This is a genomic window from Cellulosimicrobium cellulans (assembly GCF_006539945.1).
In the GTDB taxonomy this organism is placed as follows: domain Bacteria; phylum Actinomycetota; class Actinomycetes; order Actinomycetales; family Cellulomonadaceae; genus Cellulosimicrobium; species Cellulosimicrobium cellulans.
This window is the reverse complement of record NZ_BJNZ01000028.1, coordinates 23,080-42,598: the sequence shown is the minus strand read 5'-3', so window position 1 is coordinate 42,598 and position 19,519 is coordinate 23,080. Positions and strand designations below refer to the sequence as shown.

General features: G+C 73.4%; 20 protein-coding genes. 11 read left to right on the top strand and 9 right to left on the bottom strand.

Annotated features, from left to right (window positions below):
* Positions 1–30 precede the first annotated feature (30 nt).
* The 6 genes from CCE02nite_RS17005 (at position 31) to CCE02nite_RS16980 (ending at position 4,645) form a co-directional block, all read left to right on the top strand.
* On the top strand, positions 31–1,152 hold the full coding sequence (locus CCE02nite_RS17005) for an ABC transporter permease (RefSeq protein ID WP_141390802.1): 1,122 nt from the start codon (positions 31–33) through the stop codon (positions 1,150–1,152).
* Entirely contained in the window at positions 1,149–1,859 is a 711-nt protein-coding gene (locus CCE02nite_RS17000) for an ABC transporter ATP-binding protein (RefSeq protein ID WP_141390801.1), read from the top strand. Before CCE02nite_RS17005 ends, CCE02nite_RS17000 begins: the two co-directional genes overlap by 4 nt.
* Before the next feature lie 120 nt (positions 1,860–1,979).
* Positions 1,980–2,552: a TetR/AcrR family transcriptional regulator gene (locus CCE02nite_RS16995; protein ID WP_141390800.1), complete on the top strand. Its 573-nt coding sequence runs from the start codon at positions 1,980–1,982 to the stop codon at positions 2,550–2,552.
* A 54-nt stretch (positions 2,553–2,606) separates the two neighbouring features.
* Positions 2,607–3,419: a DNA repair protein RecO gene (gene recO / locus CCE02nite_RS16990; RefSeq protein WP_141390799.1), complete on the top strand. Its 813-nt coding sequence runs from the start codon at positions 2,607–2,609 to the stop codon at positions 3,417–3,419.
* Positions 3,419–4,210, top strand: coding sequence for an isoprenyl transferase (locus CCE02nite_RS16985; RefSeq protein ID WP_141390798.1), 792 nt, complete (start codon positions 3,419–3,421; stop codon positions 4,208–4,210). The genes recO and CCE02nite_RS16985 overlap by 1 nt, the downstream gene beginning before the upstream one ends.
* Before the next feature lie 57 nt (positions 4,211–4,267).
* Positions 4,268–4,645, top strand: a complete 378-nt coding sequence (locus tag CCE02nite_RS16980; RefSeq protein ID WP_141390797.1) for a VOC family protein — start codon at positions 4,268–4,270, stop codon at positions 4,643–4,645.
* A gap of 57 nt (positions 4,646–4,702) precedes the next feature.
* On the opposite strand, the gene CCE02nite_RS16975 is transcribed toward CCE02nite_RS16980, so the two are convergent.
* Genes CCE02nite_RS16975 through CCE02nite_RS16950 form a run of 6 tightly spaced genes read right to left on the bottom strand, consistent with a single transcriptional unit; the run spans position 4,703 to position 9,187 of the window.
* Positions 4,703–5,380 (bottom strand): alpha/beta fold hydrolase, encoded by a 678-nt coding sequence (locus CCE02nite_RS16975; protein ID WP_141390796.1) that lies wholly within the window; start codon positions 5,378–5,380, stop codon positions 4,703–4,705.
* A 30-nt stretch (positions 5,381–5,410) separates the two neighbouring features.
* Positions 5,411–6,016, bottom strand: a complete 606-nt coding sequence (locus tag CCE02nite_RS16970; protein ID WP_174774929.1) for a DedA family protein — start codon at positions 6,014–6,016, stop codon at positions 5,411–5,413.
* A 3-nt stretch (positions 6,017–6,019) separates the two neighbouring features.
* Positions 6,020–6,409, bottom strand: a complete 390-nt coding sequence (locus tag CCE02nite_RS16965; protein ID WP_053371578.1) for a Fur family transcriptional regulator — start codon at positions 6,407–6,409, stop codon at positions 6,020–6,022.
* On the bottom strand, positions 6,406–7,374 hold the full coding sequence (locus tag CCE02nite_RS16960) for a metal ABC transporter permease (protein ID WP_141390795.1): 969 nt from the start codon (positions 7,372–7,374) through the stop codon (positions 6,406–6,408). The genes CCE02nite_RS16965 and CCE02nite_RS16960 overlap by 4 nt, the downstream gene beginning before the upstream one ends.
* Complete coding sequence (locus tag CCE02nite_RS16955) at positions 7,371–8,201, bottom strand: metal ABC transporter ATP-binding protein (RefSeq protein ID WP_141390794.1); 831 nt, start codon at positions 8,199–8,201, stop codon at positions 7,371–7,373. Before CCE02nite_RS16955 ends, CCE02nite_RS16960 begins: the two co-directional genes overlap by 4 nt.
* Positions 8,198–9,187, bottom strand: a complete 990-nt coding sequence (locus CCE02nite_RS16950; RefSeq protein WP_141390793.1) for a metal ABC transporter substrate-binding protein — start codon at positions 9,185–9,187, stop codon at positions 8,198–8,200. The genes CCE02nite_RS16955 and CCE02nite_RS16950 overlap by 4 nt, the downstream gene beginning before the upstream one ends.
* Before the next feature lie 161 nt (positions 9,188–9,348).
* Between CCE02nite_RS16950 and CCE02nite_RS16945 the strand changes: the two genes are divergently transcribed.
* Complete coding sequence (locus CCE02nite_RS16945) at positions 9,349–10,746, top strand: glycine--tRNA ligase (protein ID WP_255318929.1); 1,398 nt, start codon at positions 9,349–9,351, stop codon at positions 10,744–10,746.
* 121 nt (positions 10,747–10,867) lie between these two features.
* Here the strand turns inward: CCE02nite_RS16945 and CCE02nite_RS20565 are convergent, their stop codons facing one another.
* The gene (locus tag CCE02nite_RS20565; protein WP_021483859.1) at positions 10,868–11,026 is read right to left on the bottom strand and encodes a hypothetical protein; all 159 of its coding nucleotides are present in this window, start codon (positions 11,024–11,026) and stop codon (positions 10,868–10,870) included.
* Between the two features lie 116 nt (positions 11,027–11,142).
* Here CCE02nite_RS20565 and dusB point away from each other — a divergent pair, with 116 nt between their 5' ends.
* Together dusB and CCE02nite_RS16935 are read left to right on the top strand one after the other, a co-directional pair.
* Positions 11,143–12,387 (top strand): tRNA dihydrouridine synthase DusB, encoded by a 1,245-nt coding sequence (gene dusB, locus CCE02nite_RS16940; RefSeq protein WP_141390791.1) that lies wholly within the window; start codon positions 11,143–11,145, stop codon positions 12,385–12,387.
* 43 nt (positions 12,388–12,430) lie between these two features.
* Positions 12,431–13,102 carry a hypothetical protein gene (locus tag CCE02nite_RS16935; protein WP_141390790.1) on the top strand — a complete coding sequence of 224 codons (672 nt, stop codon included), beginning with the start codon at positions 12,431–12,433 and terminating at the stop codon, positions 13,100–13,102.
* 48 nt (positions 13,103–13,150) lie between these two features.
* Here CCE02nite_RS16935 and CCE02nite_RS16930 read toward each other — a convergent pair whose 3' ends face one another.
* Together CCE02nite_RS16930 and CCE02nite_RS16925 are read right to left on the bottom strand one after the other, a co-directional pair.
* Positions 13,151–14,986: a glycoside hydrolase family 13 protein gene (locus CCE02nite_RS16930; RefSeq protein ID WP_141390789.1), complete on the bottom strand. Its 1,836-nt coding sequence runs from the start codon at positions 14,984–14,986 to the stop codon at positions 13,151–13,153.
* 204 nt (positions 14,987–15,190) lie between these two features.
* Positions 15,191–16,228 (bottom strand): LacI family DNA-binding transcriptional regulator, encoded by a 1,038-nt coding sequence (locus CCE02nite_RS16925; RefSeq protein ID WP_255318928.1) that lies wholly within the window; start codon positions 16,226–16,228, stop codon positions 15,191–15,193.
* Between the two features lie 264 nt (positions 16,229–16,492).
* On the opposite strand from CCE02nite_RS16925, the gene CCE02nite_RS16920 reads away from it, so the two are divergent.
* Together CCE02nite_RS16920 and CCE02nite_RS16915 are read left to right on the top strand one after the other, a co-directional pair.
* The gene (locus CCE02nite_RS16920; protein WP_141390787.1) at positions 16,493–17,725 is read left to right on the top strand and encodes a sugar ABC transporter substrate-binding protein; all 1,233 of its coding nucleotides are present in this window, start codon (positions 16,493–16,495) and stop codon (positions 17,723–17,725) included.
* A gap of 149 nt (positions 17,726–17,874) precedes the next feature.
* Positions 17,875–19,518, top strand: a complete 1,644-nt coding sequence (locus tag CCE02nite_RS16915) for an ABC transporter permease subunit (RefSeq protein ID WP_141390786.1) — start codon at positions 17,875–17,877, stop codon at positions 19,516–19,518.
* Position 19,519 lies beyond the last annotated feature (1 nt).

The window sequence follows — 19,519 nt, the reverse complement described above, 5'->3', positions numbered from 1 at the left end:
CGCACTGTCGACAACATTGGAAGGCTCCTCATGTTCCTCGCGTTGCGCGAGCTCGTCTTCGCGCGCACCCGCTTCCTGCTCATGGGCGGTGTCGTCGCGCTGGTCGCGGTCCTCGTCGTCCTGCTCTCCGGGCTCTCCGCCGGCCTCGTCAACGACGGCGTCTCCGGCCTCAAGCGCACGCCCGTCACCGACTTCGCCTTCGCCGAGGGCACCGGGACCGACGCCGCGTTCACCCGGTCGATCATCGAGACCGACCAGGTCGGCACCATGGCCGATCAGCCGGGCGTGCTCGACGCCGCCCCGTACGGCCTGCTCCTGGCGAACGCGCACCGGGAGGACGGCTCGCCCGTCGACCTCACTCTCGTGGGCGTCGAGCCCGGCTCGTTCGTGGCCCCGGCCGCGATCGCGGAGGGCGACGCCGTCGGGCCGGCGGACGGCATCGTCGTCTCGGCGACCGCCGCCGAGGACGGCCTCGCCGTCGGGGACACCGTGGCCCTCGCGCGCCCGGAGCGTACGCTCACCGTCGTGGGCGTCCTCGAGGACCAGCACACGTTCGGCCATGTCGACATCGCGTACCTCCCGCTCGGCACGTGGCAGGAGCTCCTCGCCGGTGCCGACCAGCCGGGAGCCGACGTCCCGGACGTCGCGACCGCCGTCGCGCTGCGGACCGACCCCGGGTCGTTCGACCGGGAGGCCGCCGACGCGGCGGCGGGCACGGTGACGCGCACGCTCACCGAGTCGTTCGGCGCCTCGCCGGGGTACACGGCCGAGACGGCGACGCTCCTGCTCATCCAGGTGTTCCTCTACGCGATCTCCGCCCTCGTCGTCGGCGCGTTCTTCACCGTCTGGGTCATCCAGCGGCGGCACGAGATCGCCGTCATGCGCGCCATGGGGGCGCGGCGCCGGTTCCTGCTCGCGGACTCCCTCGGCCAGGCCGCGGTGCTCCTGCTCGCCTCGATCGGCGTGGGCTTCGCCCTCGGCATCGCGGCGGGCGCGGGTCTCGGCGCGTCCCCGATGCCGTTCGCGCTCCAGGCGCCCGACCTCGTCCTGGCCGGCGTCCTGCTCTTCGTCCTCGGGATGGCCGGAGCGGCCGTCGCCGTCGCGCGCATCACCTCCGTCGACCCCTTGACCGCCCTGGGAGGGCAGCGATGAGCACCACCACCCCCGCCACGCCCGTGCTCGAGATCGACCGCGTCACCGTCCGTCACGGCGACGGGGACTCGACCGTCGTCGCGCTCGACGAGGTGAGCCTGAGCGTCGCCGCGGGCGAGCTCGTCGGCGTCGTCGGGCCGTCCGGCTCCGGCAAGTCGAGCCTCCTGGCCGTCGCCGGCGCGCTCACGGCGCCGGAGTCCGGGACCGTCCGCCTCGAAGGGGTCGACCTCGGTGCGTCGAGCGAGCGCGAGCGCGCCCGGCTGCGGCGCGAGCGCATCGGCTTCGTCTTCCAGTCCGGCAACCTCCTCCCGGCGCTCACGAGCGTCGACCAGCTCCGGCTCGCGCTGCGGATCGCCCGGATCGACGAGCGCGACCCCCGCGCCCGCGACCCCCGCGCGCTCCTGGAGTCCGTGTCCATGAGCCACCGTGCGGACCGTCGCCCGGACCAGCTCTCCGGGGGCGAGCGGCAGCGCGTGGGCATCGCCCGAGCTCTCGTCGCGAGCCCCGCGCTGCTCCTCGTCGACGAGCCGACGGCGGCGCTCGACCGGGCGCGCAGCCACGAGGTCGTGAGCCTTCTGGCCCGCGAGGCAGAGGCGTTCGGCGCCGCCGCGCTCATGGTGACGCACGACCACGACGTGCTCGAGCACTGCCACCGGGTCGTCGAGATGGTCGACGGCCGGCTCGGCCTGCCCGCCGTCACGGGCTGACGCCGGTGGGTGGCTCCGGGAGAGCCGCCCACGCGCCCCCGGTCGGGCATGATGGTCCGGCCGGGGGCCGTCGTGCTCCCGGGGGAGTGCTCCGAGAGCGCTCCGGGAAGGAGGACCATCGTGCCCAAGATCGCCGCCCCGACGGTGGCCGAGCACCGCGCCGCGCAGCTCCGGGCCCTGCTCGATGCCGCGCGCGAACTCATCCGCGAGGACGGGAGCGGGCTCACCCTCGCCGCCGTCGCGGCGCGTGCCGGGCTCGCCCGGTCGAGCGTCTACCAGTACTTCGGGTCGCGGGAGGCGCTCCTGGACGCCGTCGTCGCCGACGTCGTGCCGCGCTGGTCGGCTCGCATCACGGCCGCGGTGGCCGCCGCGGCCACCCCGGAGGACGCGATCGTCGCGTACGCGCGCGAGAACCTTCTCCTCGTCGCCGAGGGCGAGCACGCGGTCGTCGCCGCGCTGCGCGCGGAGGCGGGCCGCGAGGCGCTGGCGCAGCAGAGCGCAGCGATGCACGCGACGATCCTCGTGCCGCTCGTGGAGGCTCTGGAGCAGCTCGGCGTCCCAGAGGCCGAGCGCTCCGCGGAGCTCGTCAACGCGGTCGTCCTCGCCGCGGCCCGGCAGGTGGAGGCGGGCGAGGACGCGACCACGACGCTGGACCGCGTGCGGGCGGTCCTCGGGTGCCTCGCGCCGGCCTGAGCGTCGTCGGCGGGTGGTGCGCGCCGTGTCGGCGGCGTGACGGACAATAGGGGCGTGGTGCTGTACCGAGACGACGCGATCGTGCTGCGCGCCCAGAAGCTGGGCGAGGCGGACCGTATCGTCACCCTCCTGACGCGCGAGCACGGCAAGGTGCGCGCGGTGGGCAAGGGTGTGCGGCGCACGTCGTCCCGGTTCGGGGCGCGGCTCGAGCCGTTCATGGTCGTCGACGTCCAGCTCTACGCGGGCCGGTCGCTGGACACGGTGACGCAGGCGGAGACGATCGGCCCCTACGCGCGCCGGATCTGCGAGGACTACGGCCTGTACACGGCGGGCGCCGCGATGCTGGAGACGGCGGAGCGCCTCGTCGCCGACGAGCGCGAGCCCGCCGTGCAGCAGTACTGGCTGCTCGCGGGCGCGCTGCGGGCGCTGTCCGAGCAGGCGCACGCGCCGGGGCTCGTCCTGGACTCCTACCTCCTGCGGGCGCTGGCGGTCGCGGGCTGGGCGCCGTCGTTCGTCGACTGCGCGCGCTGCGGTGAGCCGGGCCCGCACCACGCGTTCGCCGTCGCGCAGGGCGGCGCGGTCTGCTCGCGCTGCCGCCCGCCGGGGTCGACGGCGCCCGCCCCCCAGACCTTCGCCCTCCTCGCCGCGCTGCTCGCGGGGGAGTGGGAGACCGCCGACGCGTCGGACGCCCGGCACCGCAAGGAAGCGAGCGGCCTCGTGGCCGCGTACAGCCAATATCACCTGGAGAGAACGTTGCGATCACTGCGCATGGTCGAGCGGGACGCACCCGCCGCCCCGCCTGCCGCCTCGCCCGCCGGACCGGTCGGCGTCGCCGCGGACCGCCAGGGCCGCGGGGAGGGCGCCTGATGGCGAAGCGGACGTACGCTCCGCCGTTCCCCCACCCGAGCGGCGAGCGGGCACCGGCGATCCCGGCGCAGTTCGTGCCGAACCACGTGGCCGTCGTCATGGACGGCAACGGTCGCTGGGCCAACGCGCGCGGGCTGCCGCGCACCGCGGGCCACGAGGCGGGCGAGGCCGCGCTGCTCGACGTCGTCGCGGGGGCGATCGAGATCGGGGTCAAGCACGTGTCGGCGTACGCGTTCTCGACGGAGAACTGGAAGCGCTCGCCCGACGAGGTGCGGTTCCTCATGGGCTTCAACCGCGACGTGATCCGGCGGCGCCGCGACGAGATGGACTCGTGGGGGGTTCGCGTGAGGTGGGCGGGGCGCCGTCCGCGGCTGTGGACGTCCGTGATCAAGGAGCTCGAGATCGCGGAGGAGCAGACGAAGAACAACGACGTGTGCACCCTGACGATGTGCGTCAACTACGGGGGGCGCGCGGAGATCGCCGACGCCGCGGCCGCCATCGCGCGCGAGGTCGCCGCCGGGCGGCTCGACCCCGGCAAGGTCACCGAGCGCACCGTCCAGCAGCACCTCGACGAGCCCGACCTGCCGGACGTCGACCTGTTCCTGCGCAGCTCGGGAGAGCAGCGGACGTCCAACTTCATGATCTGGCAGGCCGCGTACGCGGAGCTCGTGTTCCTCCCCGAGCCGTGGCCGGACGTCGACCGTCGGTCGCTGTGGCGCGCGGTCGAGGAGTACGCGCGCCGTGACCGCCGCTACGGCGGCGCGGTCGACGCGGTGGGCGGTACCGCCTGAGGTCGTGGCCGGGCCGTGCGGGGGACGGCGTGGGCGGCGGCCGGTAGCGTGCGCGTCATGGCTCTGAGCATCGGCATGGTGACCGTCGACTCCACCGACCCGCGACCGCTCGCGCAGTGGTGGGCGCGTCAGCTCGGCGGACGGGTGGTCGACGAGTCGGACGGGTGGTTCCTCGAGGTCGTGCCCGCGGAGGGTGTGACCGCCCCGGTCCTCGGCTTTCAGCGCGTCGAGGACCCGACCCCCGGCAAGAACCGGCTGCACCTGGACCTCGGGACGTCCGACCGCGAGGCCGACGTCGCTGCGCTCCTGGCCGACGGTGCCACGTTCGTCGCCGAGCACACGATGCCGGGCTACCGCTGGGCGGTGCTCGAGGACCCGCAGGGCAACCAGTTCTGCGTCGGCGCGGCCGACGGCTCCGCGACGACGCTCGGCTGAGCCCGGTCCGGCGGAGCCGCCGGCCCCCTCGGTCATCGCCCCGCCCGGGACGGGCTGTCAGCCGGCGAGGGCGTCGAGCCGGGCGGCGAGCTCGACCGGCCGGCTCAGCGCCACGAGATGGCCCCCGGGCAGCGTCTCGACCTGGGCGCCGAGACGCTCGCGGGCGACGGCGCGCTGGAAGGGCACCGGGAAGAGCCGGTCGTCGTCGCCCTGGAGCACGACCGTCCGCACGTCGGGCCACGAGCGGGCCGGCCACGGCTCGGCGAACGAGCGCTCGGACGGCTCGCGATCGCTCTGCGCCACGACGGCTGCGACGGCGTCGGGCACGTCGTGGAGGAAGTCGTCCACGGGGTCGAACGGCCCGAGTCCCGTCGCGCCGCGCCGCGCGGCGTGGTCGGTCGCGCGCCACCAGTCGGCACCTGTCTCGCCGGGCAGCGGGATCATCGGGTTGAGCAGCACGAGCAGGCGGACCGCCTCGCGCTCGCACACGAGCGGGCCGACGTATGCGCCCATGGACTGGGCCACGACGACGAGGTCGTCCCGCTCGACGGGCCCGGCCGCACGGCGCAGAGCCGCGACGGCGACGTCGGTGAGGTCGGCCCAGCCGAAGCGCTCGTCGTGCTGGGGCAGGTCGACGGGGACGGGGAGGTGGCCGAGCCGAGCGAGCTCCGGCGCGAGCAGGTCCCAGTACGCGGGGTCGCCGCCGGCGCCGGGCAGCAGGAGGAACGTGGTCATGCAGGTTCGGACGGTCGGGCGCGCGTCATCTCATCGGTCGAGGGGCGTCGCGTCCCGCGCGTCCTGCACGTGGGCGTCGGCGTCCACGACGAGGCCGGTCCCGTCGAGGGCGACCGCCGATCCCGCCGCGGCGACGCGGCCGCGGGCGGCGCGGCGTCGAACCATGACGACCGCCCCGACGACCAGGGCGAGGACCACGAGGACCAGCGCCGCGACGCCCCACGGCGACCCGGTCGCCGCGGCGAAGGCGGCGGTCCACACGGCCCAGCCGACGGTCGCGTAGATGGTCGCGTGGACCGCGCACCCGAGCGTCATCGCGGCGAGGTAGCGGCCGAACGGCATCCGGACGACGCCCGCGGCGGCGTTGACGACCGTCTTGGTCCCGGTCGCGAGGAAGGACACGGGGACGGCGAGGACGCCCCAGCGGCGGACGGTCTCGATCCCCCGCGCGGCGGAGCGGCCGGACAGCCACGCGTGGACGCGCGCGACCCACGGCTTCACGGGCCGCGTGCGGTCGAGCGTCCACGTCGTGACGAGCCGCGCGATCCAGTACGTCGCCTGCGTCCGCACGAACGCGATCGCGAAGAAGAACGCGAACAGAGCGGCGAACGGGGCGCCGTCCAGCGCGGCGGGCACGGCTCAGTCCCGCACGGACGCGCGTGCGCACCCCGCGCACGTGCCGAACAGCTCGATCGTGTGCTGGATGTCGACGAACCCGTGCGACGTGCCCACCTGGTTGGCCCACGCCTCGACGGTCGGGCCGTCGATCTCGACGGTTCGACCGCACGTGCGGCACACGAGGTGGTGGTGGTGCTCGCGGCGCTCGCACCGGCGGTAGAGGTTCTCGCCCTCCTCGGTGCGCAGCACGTCGACGTCGCCGCCGTCCGCGAGGCTCTGGAGCGTGCGGTAGACGGTCGCGAGCCCCACGTTGTCCCCGCGCGTGCGCAGGATCTCGTGGAGCTGCTGGGCGCTGCGGAAGTCGTCGAGGTCCTCCAGCGCGTCCGAGACGGCCGCGCGCTGCCGGGTCATGCGCTGCACGTGTCACCTCCGGGTGTGCGGTCCGACGCCCCCGAGGGTACGAGGTCGAGCTCGACGTCGTCGGGGATGTCCGGGTGCGGGTCACGTGCCACGCGCGGGCGTCGCCGGACCCACAGAGGCCGCAGGACGGCGACGAGGAGGTACGTCGCGATCGCGAGGACCACGATGGTCGCGCCGGGAGAGACGTTGTTCCAGTACGTGAAGGACAGCCCGACGACGCACACGACCACGCCCACGACGGACGCGACGAGCATCGTCCGGCGGAACGAGCGCGTGACGAGCTGCGCGACCGCGACGGGCACGATCATCAGGGCGCTGACGAGCAGCAGCCCGACGACCCGCATCGAGACCGTCACGGTGAGCGCGGCGACGACGGCGACCGCGATGTTGAGCGTGCGCACGGGCAGGCCCGACGCGCGCGCGAACTCCTCGTCGTGGCTCACGGAGAACAGGGCCGCGCGCAGCCCGACGCCGACCAGCAGGATCACCGCGCTGAGCACGACCGTGAGGACGAGGTCCGAGGACGTGACGGTCGAGATGGAGCCGAACAGGTACTGCATGAGGCTCCCGGACGAGCCGCCCGCGAGGCCGATGAGCAGCACGCCGCCGGCGATGCCGCCGTAGAAGAGGAGCGCGAGCGCGAGGTCGCCGCTCGTGCGGCCGCGCTCGCGCACGACCTCGATGGCGACCGCACCGAGCACGGCCGCGACCACCGCGCCCGGGATCGCGAGCGCGTCGTTCGGGACGACGCCCATCGCGGCGCCGACGAGCCAGCCGAGCGCGACGCCGGTGAGGGCGACGTGTCCGATGCCGTCGCCGAGGAGCGAGAGCTTGCGCTGCACGAGGTAGGTGCCCACGACGGGCGCGCTGACGCCGACCAGGAGCGCGGCGAGGAGAGCGCGCTGCATGAGCGGGTCGGTGAGCATCAAGGAGATCTCGGAGAACAACGTGGTCATGAGGCCGTCCTGGGTGCATGGCCCGCGGCGAGGTCGGGGTTCAGGGTGTCGGTGAGACCCGTCTCCGGGCCCGTGGCGCGGTTGTCGCTGTCCGCGGGCTCGTGCGGGTGCAGGTGCTGGTGCGCGGCGCCGGCGTGGGTCGACGACGCGCGGGGCGGGGCGCCGTCGTGCACGACGCGGCCGTGCCGCAGCACGACGGCGCGCTCGATGAGAGGGGCGAGCGCCCCGAGCTCGTGGAGGACGACGAGCACGGTGAGCCCGTCGCCGACGAGCCGCGTCATGGTCGCGGCGAAAGCCTCCTGGCTGGGCTTGTCCACGCCGGCGACCGGCTCGTCGAGGACGAGGAGGTCGGGCCGGCGGACCAGGGCCCGTGCGATGAGCACGCGCTGCTGCTGGCCGCCCGACAGCTCGGCGGTGGAGTCGTCCGCGCGGTCGGCGAGCCCCACGAGGTCGAGCGCCTCGACCGTGCGCGCCCGCCAGCCGCGGGGGAGCCGGAGACGGCCGCCGCCGAGGAGTCCGGAGGCGACGACCTCGGACGCCGTGGAAGGCATGCCCGACGGCGCGGCGACGCGCTGCGGCACGTATCCGAGCCGCTGCCAGGGAAGGCGGGGACCGAGCGGTGCGCCGAACAGGTCGACGGAGCCGCGGGACAGCGGCACGATCCCGACGAGCGCCCGCACGAGCGTCGACTTGCCCGACCCGTTGGCGCCGAGGACCGCGACGACCTCGCCGGCGCGGACCGTCAGGTCGATGCCGCGCAGGATCTCGCTCCCGCCGAGGGTCACGTGGACGTCGCGCGCGGCGACGAGCTCCGCTGCGTCCGTCATGAGCAGACGAGGCCGGAGGTGAGCGCCTCGAGGTTGGACTCCATGACCTCACGGTAGTCCGTCGCGCCCTCCGCGAGGCTCTCGAGCGGGTCGAGCAGCGCGGTCCGGACACCGAGGTCGTCGGCGAGCGTCTGGGTCACCTTGGGGCTGACGAGGGTCTCGAAGAAGAGCGTGGTCACGCCGTTCTCCCGGACGACCTCGCCCACCTCGCGCAGGCGCGCGGGCGAGGGCTCCGCCTCCGGGTCGATCCCGGAGATCCCGACCTGATGCAGGTCGTAGCGCTCGGCGAGGTAGCCGAAGGCCTCGTGCGAGGTGACGAGCGTCGCGCCCGCGCACGGCGCGAGCGCCGCGGCGAACTCCGCGTCCAGGTCGTCGAGGTCCGCGGTGAGGGCGGCGGCGCCGGCCGCGTAGTCGTCCGCGTGGTCGGGGTCGATCGCGGAGAGCTCGTCGGCGACGGCGTCGCCCACGGCGGCCAGGCGCGTCGGGTCGAGCCAGAAGTGCGGGTCCGTGGGGCCGTGGTCGTGGCCGTCCCCGGACTCGTCCGCGTGCTCGGCGTGCTCCTCCGCGGTCTCGTCGGCGTGGTCGCCCTCGCCGCCGGGGTGCTCCTCGAGCCCGGCCGACGCCGCGGCGTCGACCACGTGCTCGGGCGCCCGCTGCTCGATGCCTTCGTCCACCGCGGGCTGGAACCCCGAGAGGTAGACGACGAGGTCGGCGTCGCCGATCGAGCGGACCTGCGCGGGCGCGAGCTCCAGGTCGTGCGGCTCGGCCGCGGGCGGCGTGAGGTTCGAGACGTCGACGTGCTCCCCGCCGACCTGCTCGACGACGTACTGGAGCGGGTAGAACGACGCGAGCACCTGGAGCCGGCCGTCGTCGCCGCCCCCTCCCGAGCCGCCGGCACCGGGGGAGCACGCCGCGACGAGCGCGGCCGTGGCGAGGGCGGCGGTGGTGGCGAGGGCGCGACGGCGCCGGGCGGGGGAGCGGTGCATGACCACCAGTCTCCGCCTTCTTGAGAATGAATGTCAAAACCGTTCCCGGTGAGCCGGGTCACGGCCGGGTACGCTGGTCGGTCGGCGCCCGTGCGGGCGTCGCCCACCCGTCCAGCCCCCACGAGCCACGTGCGGGGCCGTGAGCACCAGGAGTGATGTCCGTGGCCGCAGCGCCCTCACCCACCGCCCGTCTCGACGCCGTCGTCTCCCTCGCCAAGCGGCGCGGGTTCGTCTTCCCCTCGGGCGAGATCTACGGCGGTACCCGCTCCGCCTGGGACTACGGGCCGCTCGGTACCGAGCTCAAAGAGAACATCAAGAAGCAGTGGTGGCGTGCGATGGTCACCAGCCGCGACGACGTCGTGGGCCTCGACTCCTCCGTCATCCTCCCGCGCCAGGTCTGGGTCGCCTCGGGCCACGTCGGCGTCTTCACCGACCCGCTCACGGAGTGCCTGCACTGCCACAAGCGGTTCCGCGAGGACCAGATGATCGAGGAGTTCGAGGAGAAGAAGGGCCGTGCGCCCGAGGGCGGCCTCGCCGAGATCGTCTGCCCGAACTGCGGCACGCGCGGACAGTGGACCGAGCCCCGCGACTTCAACATGATGCTCAAGACGTACCTCGGCCCCGTCGAGGACGAGTCGGGCCTGCACTACCTGCGCCCGGAGACGGCTCAGGGCATCTTCGTGAACTTCGCCAACGTCATGGGCGCGAGCCGCAAGAAGCCGCCCTTCGGCATCGGCCAGATCGGCAAGTCGTTCCGCAACGAGATCACGCCGGGCAACTTCATCTTCCGCACGCGCGAGTTCGAGCAGATGGAGATGGAGTTCTTCGTCGAGCCGGGCACGGACGCCGAGTGGCACCAGTACTGGATCGACACGCGCACCGACTGGTACGTCGACCTGGGCATCGCGCGCGACAACCTGCGCCTGTACGAGCACCCGCAGGAGAAGCTGTCGCACTACTCGACCCGCACGGTCGACATCGAGTACCGCTTCGGCTTCTCCGGCTCGGAGTGGGGCGAGCTCGAGGGCATCGCGAACCGCACCGACTTCGACCTCAAGACGCACGCCGAACACTCCGGCAAGGACCTCTCGTACTTCGACCAGACGAAGAACGAGCGCTGGGTGCCGTACGTCATCGAGCCGGCCGCGGGCCTCACGCGCTCGCTCATGGCGTTCCTCGTCGAGGCGTACACCGAGGACGAGGCCCCCAACGCGAAGGGCGGCGTGGACACGCGCACGGTCCTGCGCCTCGACCACCGCCTCGCGCCGGTCAAGGCCGCCGTCCTGCCGCTGAGCCGCAACGAGCAGCTCTCGCCCAAGGCGAAGGGCCTCGCGACCGAGCTGCGCAAGTACTGGAACGTCGACTTCGACGACGCCGGTGCCATCGGCCGCCGGTACCGCCGCCAGGACGAGATCGGCACGCCGTTCTGCATCACGGTCGACTTCGACACGCTCGACGACCAGGCCGTGACGATCCGGCACCGCGACTCGATGGCCCAGGAGCGCGTCGCGCTGGACAAGGTCACCGAGTACCTGGCGGGGCACCTGCTCGGCGCCTGACCGTCTGCCCGAGCGCGCGCCCCGAGGGTCCGCGCGCCGGGCACGCAGGAGGGACGGGACCGTTGCGGTCCCGCCCCTCCGTCGCGTCGTGTCGGGACGCGTCGCCCCCTGCGGCCTCGCGCTAGCGGGCCGCCCCCTTCGCCCGGTTGAGCAGACCGATCACGAGGCTCACGACCAGCACGATGATGCCGATCCAGATGAGGATCTTCGCGGCCTCGATGGCGACGCCGAGGATGAGCAGCACGGCGCCGACGATGACCAGGATGAGCCAGAGAGGCATGTCGTCCCTTTCGTCCATGTCCGGCCCGGATTGCCGGACCTCCTCAACACTGCCACGACCGGCCGCTGCTCGCTCGCTGAACGCCTCTCGCGGGTGAGGCCGCACCGGATGGGACAATGGAGCGCGTGACTGCTCCCGCCCCCGTCCTCAGCACGACGACCAGCGACCCCGGCACGGCCTCCGCCGGCGCGGGTCCGCTGCTCGCGCCGCTGCGGATCGGCCCGATCGTCGCCCGGACGCCGGTGGTCCTCGCCCCGATGGCGGGCGTCACGAACCGCGCCTTCCGCACGCTGTGCCGCGAGGCCGGTGCGAGCGGCGGCGACGACCCGGGCCTCTACGTGGCCGAGATGGTCACGAGCCGCGCGCTCGTCGAGCGCAACACCGAGGCGCTGCGCATCGTGACGTTCGGCGCGGACGAGACGCCCCGCTCTGCGCAGGTGTACGGCGTGGACCCGGCGACCGTGCGCGAGGCCGTGCGCATCATCGTCACCGAGGACCGTGCCGACCACGTCGACCTCAACTTCGGCTGCCCGGTGCCCAAGGTGACGCGCAAGGGCGGGGGAGCGGCACTGCCCTGGAAGCGCGACCTGTTCACCGCGATCGTGCGGGGCGCCGTCGAGGCGGCGCGCCCGTACGGGGTCCCCGTCACGGTGAAGATGCGCAAGGGCATCGACGACGACCACCTCACCTACCTCGAGGCCGGCCGCATCGCCGAGGGCCTCGGCGTCGCCGCGGTCGCGCTGCACGCGCGCACGGCCGCCGAGCACTACTCGGGCACCGCGGACTGGACCGCGATCGCCCGCCTCAAGGAGGCGGTCACGAGCGTGCCGGTGCTCGGCAACGGCGACATCTGGTCCGCCGAGGACGCGGTCCGCATGGTGCGCGAGACGGGCTGCGACGGCGTCGTCGTCGGACGCGGGTGCCAGGGGCGGCCGTGGCTGTTCGCCGACCTCGCCGCCGCGTTCGCGGGCCGGTCCGAGCGCGTGCGACCCGGGCTGCGCGAGGTGGCCGACACGATCTACCGCCACGGCGAGCTCATGATCGAGTACTTCGACGGCGACGAGGGCAAGGGCATGCGCGACCTGCGCAAGCACATGGCCTGGTACCTCAAGGGCTACGCGGTGGGCGGCGACGCGCGCCGCGCGCTCGCGATGGTCTCGACCCTCGACGAGCTGCGCGGGCACCTCGACGCGCTCGACCTGGACGCCCCGTACCCCGGCGAGGCCGCCGAGGGGCAGCGCGGCCGTGCCGGGTCGCCCAAGACGCCGCACCTGCCCTACGGGTGGCTGGACTCGCGCGAGCTCGACGCCGAGAACGAGGAGCGCCTGCGCGAGGCCGAGCTGAGCGTCTCCGGCGGCTGACGCCGGTCCGACAGCCCACGGCGACGAGCGAGAGGGGTCCGCGGTGCGGTTCGAGGCTCGGCCGGGGTGGCGCCTGTCGGTGTCGGACGGCGGGGACCTCGACCTGCTGCTGTGGGTCCGCGACGCGCTCGGGCTCGTCGCCGCGGTCGACGACACGCCGCCGCACTGCGAGCCGGCACCGGCCGACCGGTCGGCGCTGCTCCCGGCGGACGCGCGCGATGCCGCGGCGTCGCGATGGATCGTCTGGTGGCGCGCCGCCCTCGCGTTCGAGGCCGCCGGAAGGATCGAGGAGCCTCCGTCGGGGGAGGACGCGTTCCTCGGCTGGGTCCGCGCGCGGTCCGTGGCGCGGGACGCCGTCGGCTCACCGCCCGCATTCGCGGCGCTGGACGACGTGCCCGCGCTGCGCGACGCCGTCGCGCGCCTGTTGCCCGAGGCGCACCGTGCCCTCGCGGAGCGCGAGGCGGACCGCGCCGAGGTGCTGCACCGACGAACCGCGGCGGACCACCGTCGCGCGCTCGCCGCGGACGTGGCCCGCACGCACGGCGTCGGGATCGGTGACGTGCGTGGCGCCGTGCTCGTGGTCCCGGTCGCCGGATCGTGGTGGCGCGTCGCCGCCCCGGGGACGGTCGTGTGCTCCGCGTCCGCCTACGTCGACGACGCGGCGTTCGCCACCGAGGTGGTCCGCGCCGCGTTCGAGTCCGGCCTGCGGGCATGAGGACGGCCGGGGCCCTCGCGGACCCCGGCCGTTGCTCGGCTCACCCGGTCAGAGCGCGCGCAGCCACACCGTCGTGTCGGACGGCACGCGGACCTGCGGGTCCGCGGAACGGTCGGTGAGGACGGGGTCCGACGCCACGAGCACCTCCGTGCCGCGCGGCAGCACGACGGGCTCCGTGCCGAGGTTGGCGAGCACGACGACGTCGCGGTTGCGCAGCGCGACGACGTCCACGGAGTCCGCGTAGTCCTCGACCCACGCGAGCGTGCCCGAGCCGAGGCGCTCGGCGCGGCGCGTCGCGAGCGCGGTGCGGTACGTCTCGTACGTCGACCCCTCGACGCCGCGCTGCGCGTCGGCGGCGTAGCGCGCGTACGACGCGGGCTGGGGGAGCCACGTCTTCCCGGACGGGCCGAAGCCGAAGCCGTCGGCGTCCGCGCGCCAGGGGAGGGGGATGCGGCAGCCGTCACGGCCCGCCTCGGCGCCCTGTGTGCGGAAGAACGCGGGGTCCTCGCGCACGTCGTCGGGCAGGGCGGTGTGCTCGGGCAGGCCCAGCTCCTCGCCCTGGTAGAGGTACGACGACCCGGGCAGGCCGAGCATGAGCAGCGACGCGGCGCGCGCGCGGCGCAGACCGAGCTCCTCGTCGGGCTGCGGGTCGTGCGCGAAGATCCCGTTGGGACGCAGGCCGGGGTCCGCGAGGCCGAGGCGCGAGGCGTGCCGCACGACGTCGTGGTTCGACAGGACCCACGTGGTGGGCGCGCCGACCTCGTCGTTCGCGCGCAGCGACGACGCGATCACGGTGCGCAGGGGCGCCGCCGACCACGCGGTGGTGAGGAACGAGAAGTTGAACGCCTGGTGCATCTCGTCCGGCCGCACGTAGCGCGCGAGGCGCGAGAGCGGCTCGACCCACGCCTCGGCGACGAGCGCACGGTCGCCGTCGTACTCGGCGAGCACGCGGTGCCACGCGCGGTAGATCTCGTGCACGCCGTCCTGGTCGAACATCGGGCCGGAGTTGCCGGCGCCCGTGGAGCCGTCCTCGGGGGCGCCCGGGTCGGTGCCCTCCTCGCCGGCCTCGGTTCCCTCGACCATCGAGACGGTGCCGTCCCAGTCGGGCAGGCCGTCGGCCTTGATCATGCCGTGCGCGACGTCGACGCGGAACCCGTCCACACCCTTGTCGAGCCAGAAGCGCAGGACCTGCTCGAACTCCTCGCGCACCTCGGGGTTGTCCCACGCGAGGTCGGGCTGCGTGGAGTCGAACAGGTGCAGGTACCACTGGCCGGGCGTCTCGCCCTCGGCCCCGGTGACGGGACGGGCACCCGGGCCAGCGGTCACGCGGGTCCACGCGGGGCCGCCGAAGATCGACTGCCAGTTGTTCGGGGGCAGCTCGCCGTGCTCGCCCTCACCCTCGCGGAAGACGTAGCGGGCGCGCTCGACCGAGCCCTCGGGCGCGGCCAGCGCCGCCTGGAACCAGGCGTGCTGGTCCGAGGTGTGGTTCGGGACGAGGTCCACGATGATGCGGATCCCGCGCGCGTGCGCCTGGGCGAGCAGCTCGTCGAAGTCCGCGAGCGTGCCGAACAGCGGGTCGACGTCGCGGTAGTCCGCGACGTCGTAGCCCGCGTCCTTCTGGGGCGAGCGGTAGAACGGGCTCAGCCAGACCGCGTCGACCCCGAGCTCGGCGAGGTGGTCGAGCTTCGAGGTGATGCCGGGCAGGTCGCCGACGCCGTCGCCGTCGCCGTCCGCGAACGAGCGCGGGTAGACCTGGTAGATCACGGCGTCGCGCCACCACTCCGGCGCCTCGCCCGGGCCGGTGTGCACGAGCGCCCCGGTGCTGAAGGGCGCGGTGGCCGTCGCGGTGGTGCTGGCGGTCGGCGTCGAATCGATACGAGTCATCGAGCTGTCGGTCCTCACGTGCGTGGTGGCGGGTTCTTCAGGGGGGATCACTCGGCAGACGGAGCGGGGGTGACGCCGACCCTCCGTCGAGTGTAAGCGCTTGCGGTGGCGGGACGACGGGTCTCCGTCCGGCGGTCCGGAGGGGTGGTCGTCGACGCCGCGGCGTGCGTCGCGCCGCGTTCGTGCTGCGCCGGCGTGGTGCCGTCAGGCGGTGGGCGAGCCCGTCGCCGGGGCGGCGCCCGTGGAGTCGCGGACGATGAGCTCCGGCTGGAACAGGAGCTCCGAGCGCGGAGCGCGCTCGCCCGCGATCTCGGTGAGCAGCGCACTCACCGCGGCGTGCGCCATGGCGTTGACGGGCTGGCGCACCGTGGTGAGCGGCGGGTCCGTGAAGGCGATCAGCGGCGAGTCGTCGTAGCCCACGACCGAGACGTCCTGGGGTACGCGCAGGCCGCGCGAGCGGGCCGCGCGGATCGCGCCGAGCGCCATGAGGTCGGACCCGCAGATGATCGCGGTGTGGCCGGAGTCGATGAGCTCGCCGGCCGCCGCCTGCCCGCCCTCGACGGTGTACAGGGTGACGACGACGTGTTCCCCCGCCTCGGACTCGTCGGCGACGAGCCCGTGACGCACGAGCGACTCGGCGAAGCTCGCAAGCTTGCGCCGGGCAGGGACGAACCGGTCCGGCCCGATCGCGAGCCCGACGTTGCGGTGCCCGAGCGAGACCAGGTGCCGCACCGACAGCTCGACGCTCGCGACGTCGTCGGGGGAGACGAACGGCGCGTCGATGCCCTCGGCGAAGCCGTTCACCAGCACGATCGGGATGCCGCGGCTGCGCAGGCGCTCGTAGCGCTCGTGGCTCGCCTGCGTGTCGGCGTGCAGGCCCGAGACGAAGACGATGCCGTCGACCGCGTGGTCCATGAGCATGTCGACGTAGTCGTCCTCGGTCGTGCCGCCGGGCGACTGCGTGCACAGCAGCGGCGTGTACCCGTGCTCCGACAGGAGCGACTCGATGGTCTGGGCGAACGCGGGGAAGACGGGGTTCGTCAGCTCGGGGACGACGAGCCCCACGAGGCCGGCGGAGCGGGTGCGCAGCGTCGAGGGACGTTCGTAGCCCAGCACGTCGAGAGCCGCGAGCACCGCCTGGCGGGTCTCGCTCGCGACGCCGGGCTTCCCGTTGAGGACGCGCGAGACCGTCGCGGTGGAGACGCCGGCCTGGGCGGCGAGATCGCTGAGACGGGTGCGCACATGGGGAAGCGTAGGGGACACCGGACCTCCTCGTCCTGGTCGTCCGGCCGGTGAGCCGCGAATCTCCGTGCGGAGGCGCGCGAACCCGTCGGCCGGGGGAGGCGGGTGGGCGCCGGACGGCGCCCTGCAAAGCGTTGCATGAAAGTTACCGCAACGACTTGCATCCGTGCCACCTCGCGATCTACCGTCGTCGCATCAGGGCCACGGTCGGTGCGAACCGACGTCGGCCACCACCGCACTGCAACATGCTGGGAGTGACCACTGATGCGACGGAGCATCCTTCTTGCCGCCGCGCTGACCACGACGTTGGCGCTGGCCGCCTGCTCGTCCGGCGGCTCGGGAGACGAGAGCACCGACGAGCCGAGCGCGGAGGAGACCTCCGGCGGCGGCGCGCTCACCGTCTGGGTCGACGAGACCCGTCAGGACGCCGTGACCGCGGCGGCCGAGTCCTTCGAGTCGGAGACCGGCACGACCGTCGAGGTCGTCCTCAAGAACTTCGAGGACATCCGCGCGGACTTCCTCGCGCAGGTCCCGACGGGCGAGGGCCCCGACATCACGGTCGGCGCGCACGACTGGCTCGGTGAGCTCACGACGAACGGCGTCGTGGCCCCGCTCGAGCTCGGCGACAAGGCGGCCGAGTTCGAGGACGTCTCCATCGAGGCGTTCACGCAGGACGGCCAGGTCTACGGCCTGCCCTACGCGATCGAGAACATCGCCCTGATCCGCAACACCGCTCTCGCGCCGGAGGCGCCTGCCACGTGGGACGAGGCCGTCGCCGCCGGCCAGGCTGCGGGGACGAAGTTCCCGATCCTCGTCCAGTCCGACGGTGACAAGGGTGACCCGTACACCCACTACCCGTTCCAGACGTCGTTCGGCGCCCCGGTCTTCACGCAGAACGAGGACGGCAGCTACTCGTCCGAGCTCGCGATGGGCGGCCCGGAGGGCCAGGCGTTCGCGCAGTGGCTCGGCGCGCAGGGCGCGGCCGGCGTGCTCAGCCAGGACACCACGTACGACATCGCCGTCGAGGCGTTCAAGAACGGCGAGTCCCCGTTCATCGTCGGCGGCCCGTGGATGATCGACTCGTTCGAGGGCATGGACCTGTCGATCGACCCGATCCCGACCGCGGGTGGGCAGCCCGCTCAGCCGTTCGTCGGCGTCCAGGGCTTCTACCTCAGCGCCGAGAGCAAGAACGCGATCGTCGCGAACGACTTCCTCGTCAACTTCCTCTCGACCGAGGAGGCGCAGCTCGCCCTCTACCAGGCAGGCAACCGTCCGCCGGCGCTGACGGTCGCGGCCGACTCCGCCTCTGCGGGCGACCCGATCGTCGCGGGCTTCCGCGCCGTCGGTGCCGAGGCCGTGCCGATGCCGTCGATCCCCGAGATGGCGTCCGTCTGGAGCTTCTGGGGCGTGACGGAGGCCGCGATCGTCAGCGGTGCCGACCCCGTCCCCACCTGGGACAAGATGATCGCCGACATCCAGGGCGCGATGGGCTCCTGACCCGGCTCGGACCGGACCGCCGTCGCGGTGCGCAGGGTCACCTGCGTGCCGCGACGGCGTGACCGACGGTCCGGCACCGGCCGCGACGCGGCACGACGACACACGGGACGACGCGGGACGAACCGCGTCACGACCTCGGAGGCACCAGGATGTCCGCCCCACAGACCACGACCGACGCGGAAGTCGGCCCTCTCGGAACCGACGGGCCGCCGCCGCGGCGCACCCGTGGGCTGCGCGCTGCGGACGCCTCGCACGCGCGCGACTACAGCCCCGGGTTCTTCGTCAAGCTCGCGCTCATGGCCGTCGTCGACGCGCTCGGCGTGTACGTGGTCTGGTCCGCGTGGACCGAGGGCTCGTACGGGATCCTCGTGGCGTCCCTCGCGATGCTCGTGGTCGCGAACTGGGTGTACTTCTCGAAGCGCGCGCTCCCGCTCAAGTACATCCTTCCCGGCCTGCTCTTCCTCCTCGTCTACCAGATCTTCGTGGTCGGCTACACCGGGTACGTCGCCTTCACCAACTACGGCACCGGGCACAACGCGACCAAGGAGCAGGCGGTCTCCGCGCTGCTGATCCAGAACGAGCGCCGCGTCGAGGGCTCCCCCTCGTCGGCTCTCACCGTGGTCGAGGACGGCGACGCGCTCGGCTTCGCGGTCGTCACCGAGGACGGCGAGGTCGAGGCCGGGACGGCAGACCGGCCGCTTGCCACCGTGGACGGCGCGACGGTCGAGGACGGGCGCGCGACCGACGTCCCCGGCTTCACCGTGCTGCCCCGCGACCAGGTGCTCCAGCGCCAGGCCGAGGTGACCGAGCTCCGTGTGCCGGTCTCGGACGACCCGGAGGACGGGTCGATCCGCACCACGGACGCGCGAACCGGATACGTCTACACCTCGGCGCTCGAGTGGGACGCCGCGGCGGACACCATGACCGACACGACGACCGGCACCGTCTACACGCCGAACGACGAGGGCCAGTTCCAGGCTCCCGACGGCTCCACCCTCGCGGTCGGGTGGCGCGTGCCCGTCGGGTTCGACAACTTCGTCACCGCGTTCTCCGACGCCCGCTACGCGCAGCCGTTCGTCAAGATCCTCGTGTGGACGTTCGTCTTCGCGATCGGCTCGGTCGTCACGACGTTCCTGCTCGGCCTCTTCCTCGCGATCGTCTTCAACGACACGCGGATGCGCGGGCGCAAGGTCTACCGCACGCTCATGATCCTGCCGTACGCGATCCCGGGGTTCCTCGCCGCGCTGCTGTGGTCCGGCCTGCTCAACACGCGCTTCGGGTTCATCAACGAGGTGATCCTCGGCGGCGCGCACATCCCGTGGCTCACGGACCCGTGGCTCGCGAAGCTCTCCGTGCTCGGCGTGAACCTGTGGCTGGGCTTCCCCTACATGTTCCTCATCTGCACGGGCGCCCTCCAGTCGTTGCCGGGCGACGTGACGGAGGCGGCGAAGATCGACGGCGCAGGACGCTGGCGCATGTGGCGGTCCATCACGCTGCCGCTCCTGCTCATCGCGACCGCGCCGCTGCTCATCTCGTCGTTCGCCTTCAACTTCAACAACTTCACGCTCATCTACATGCTCACCGGCGGCGGTCCACGGTTCGCCGACGCGTCCGTCCCCCTCGGCCACACCGACATCCTCATCTCGATGGTCTACTCGATCTCGGGTGTCGACGGGTCCGCGCAGAAGGACTTCGGTCTCGCGAGCGCGCTGTCGATCGTCATCTTCGTCATCGTGGGGACGATCTCGGCCATCGCCTTCCGCAGCACGCGCAAGTTCGAGGAGATCAGCTGAC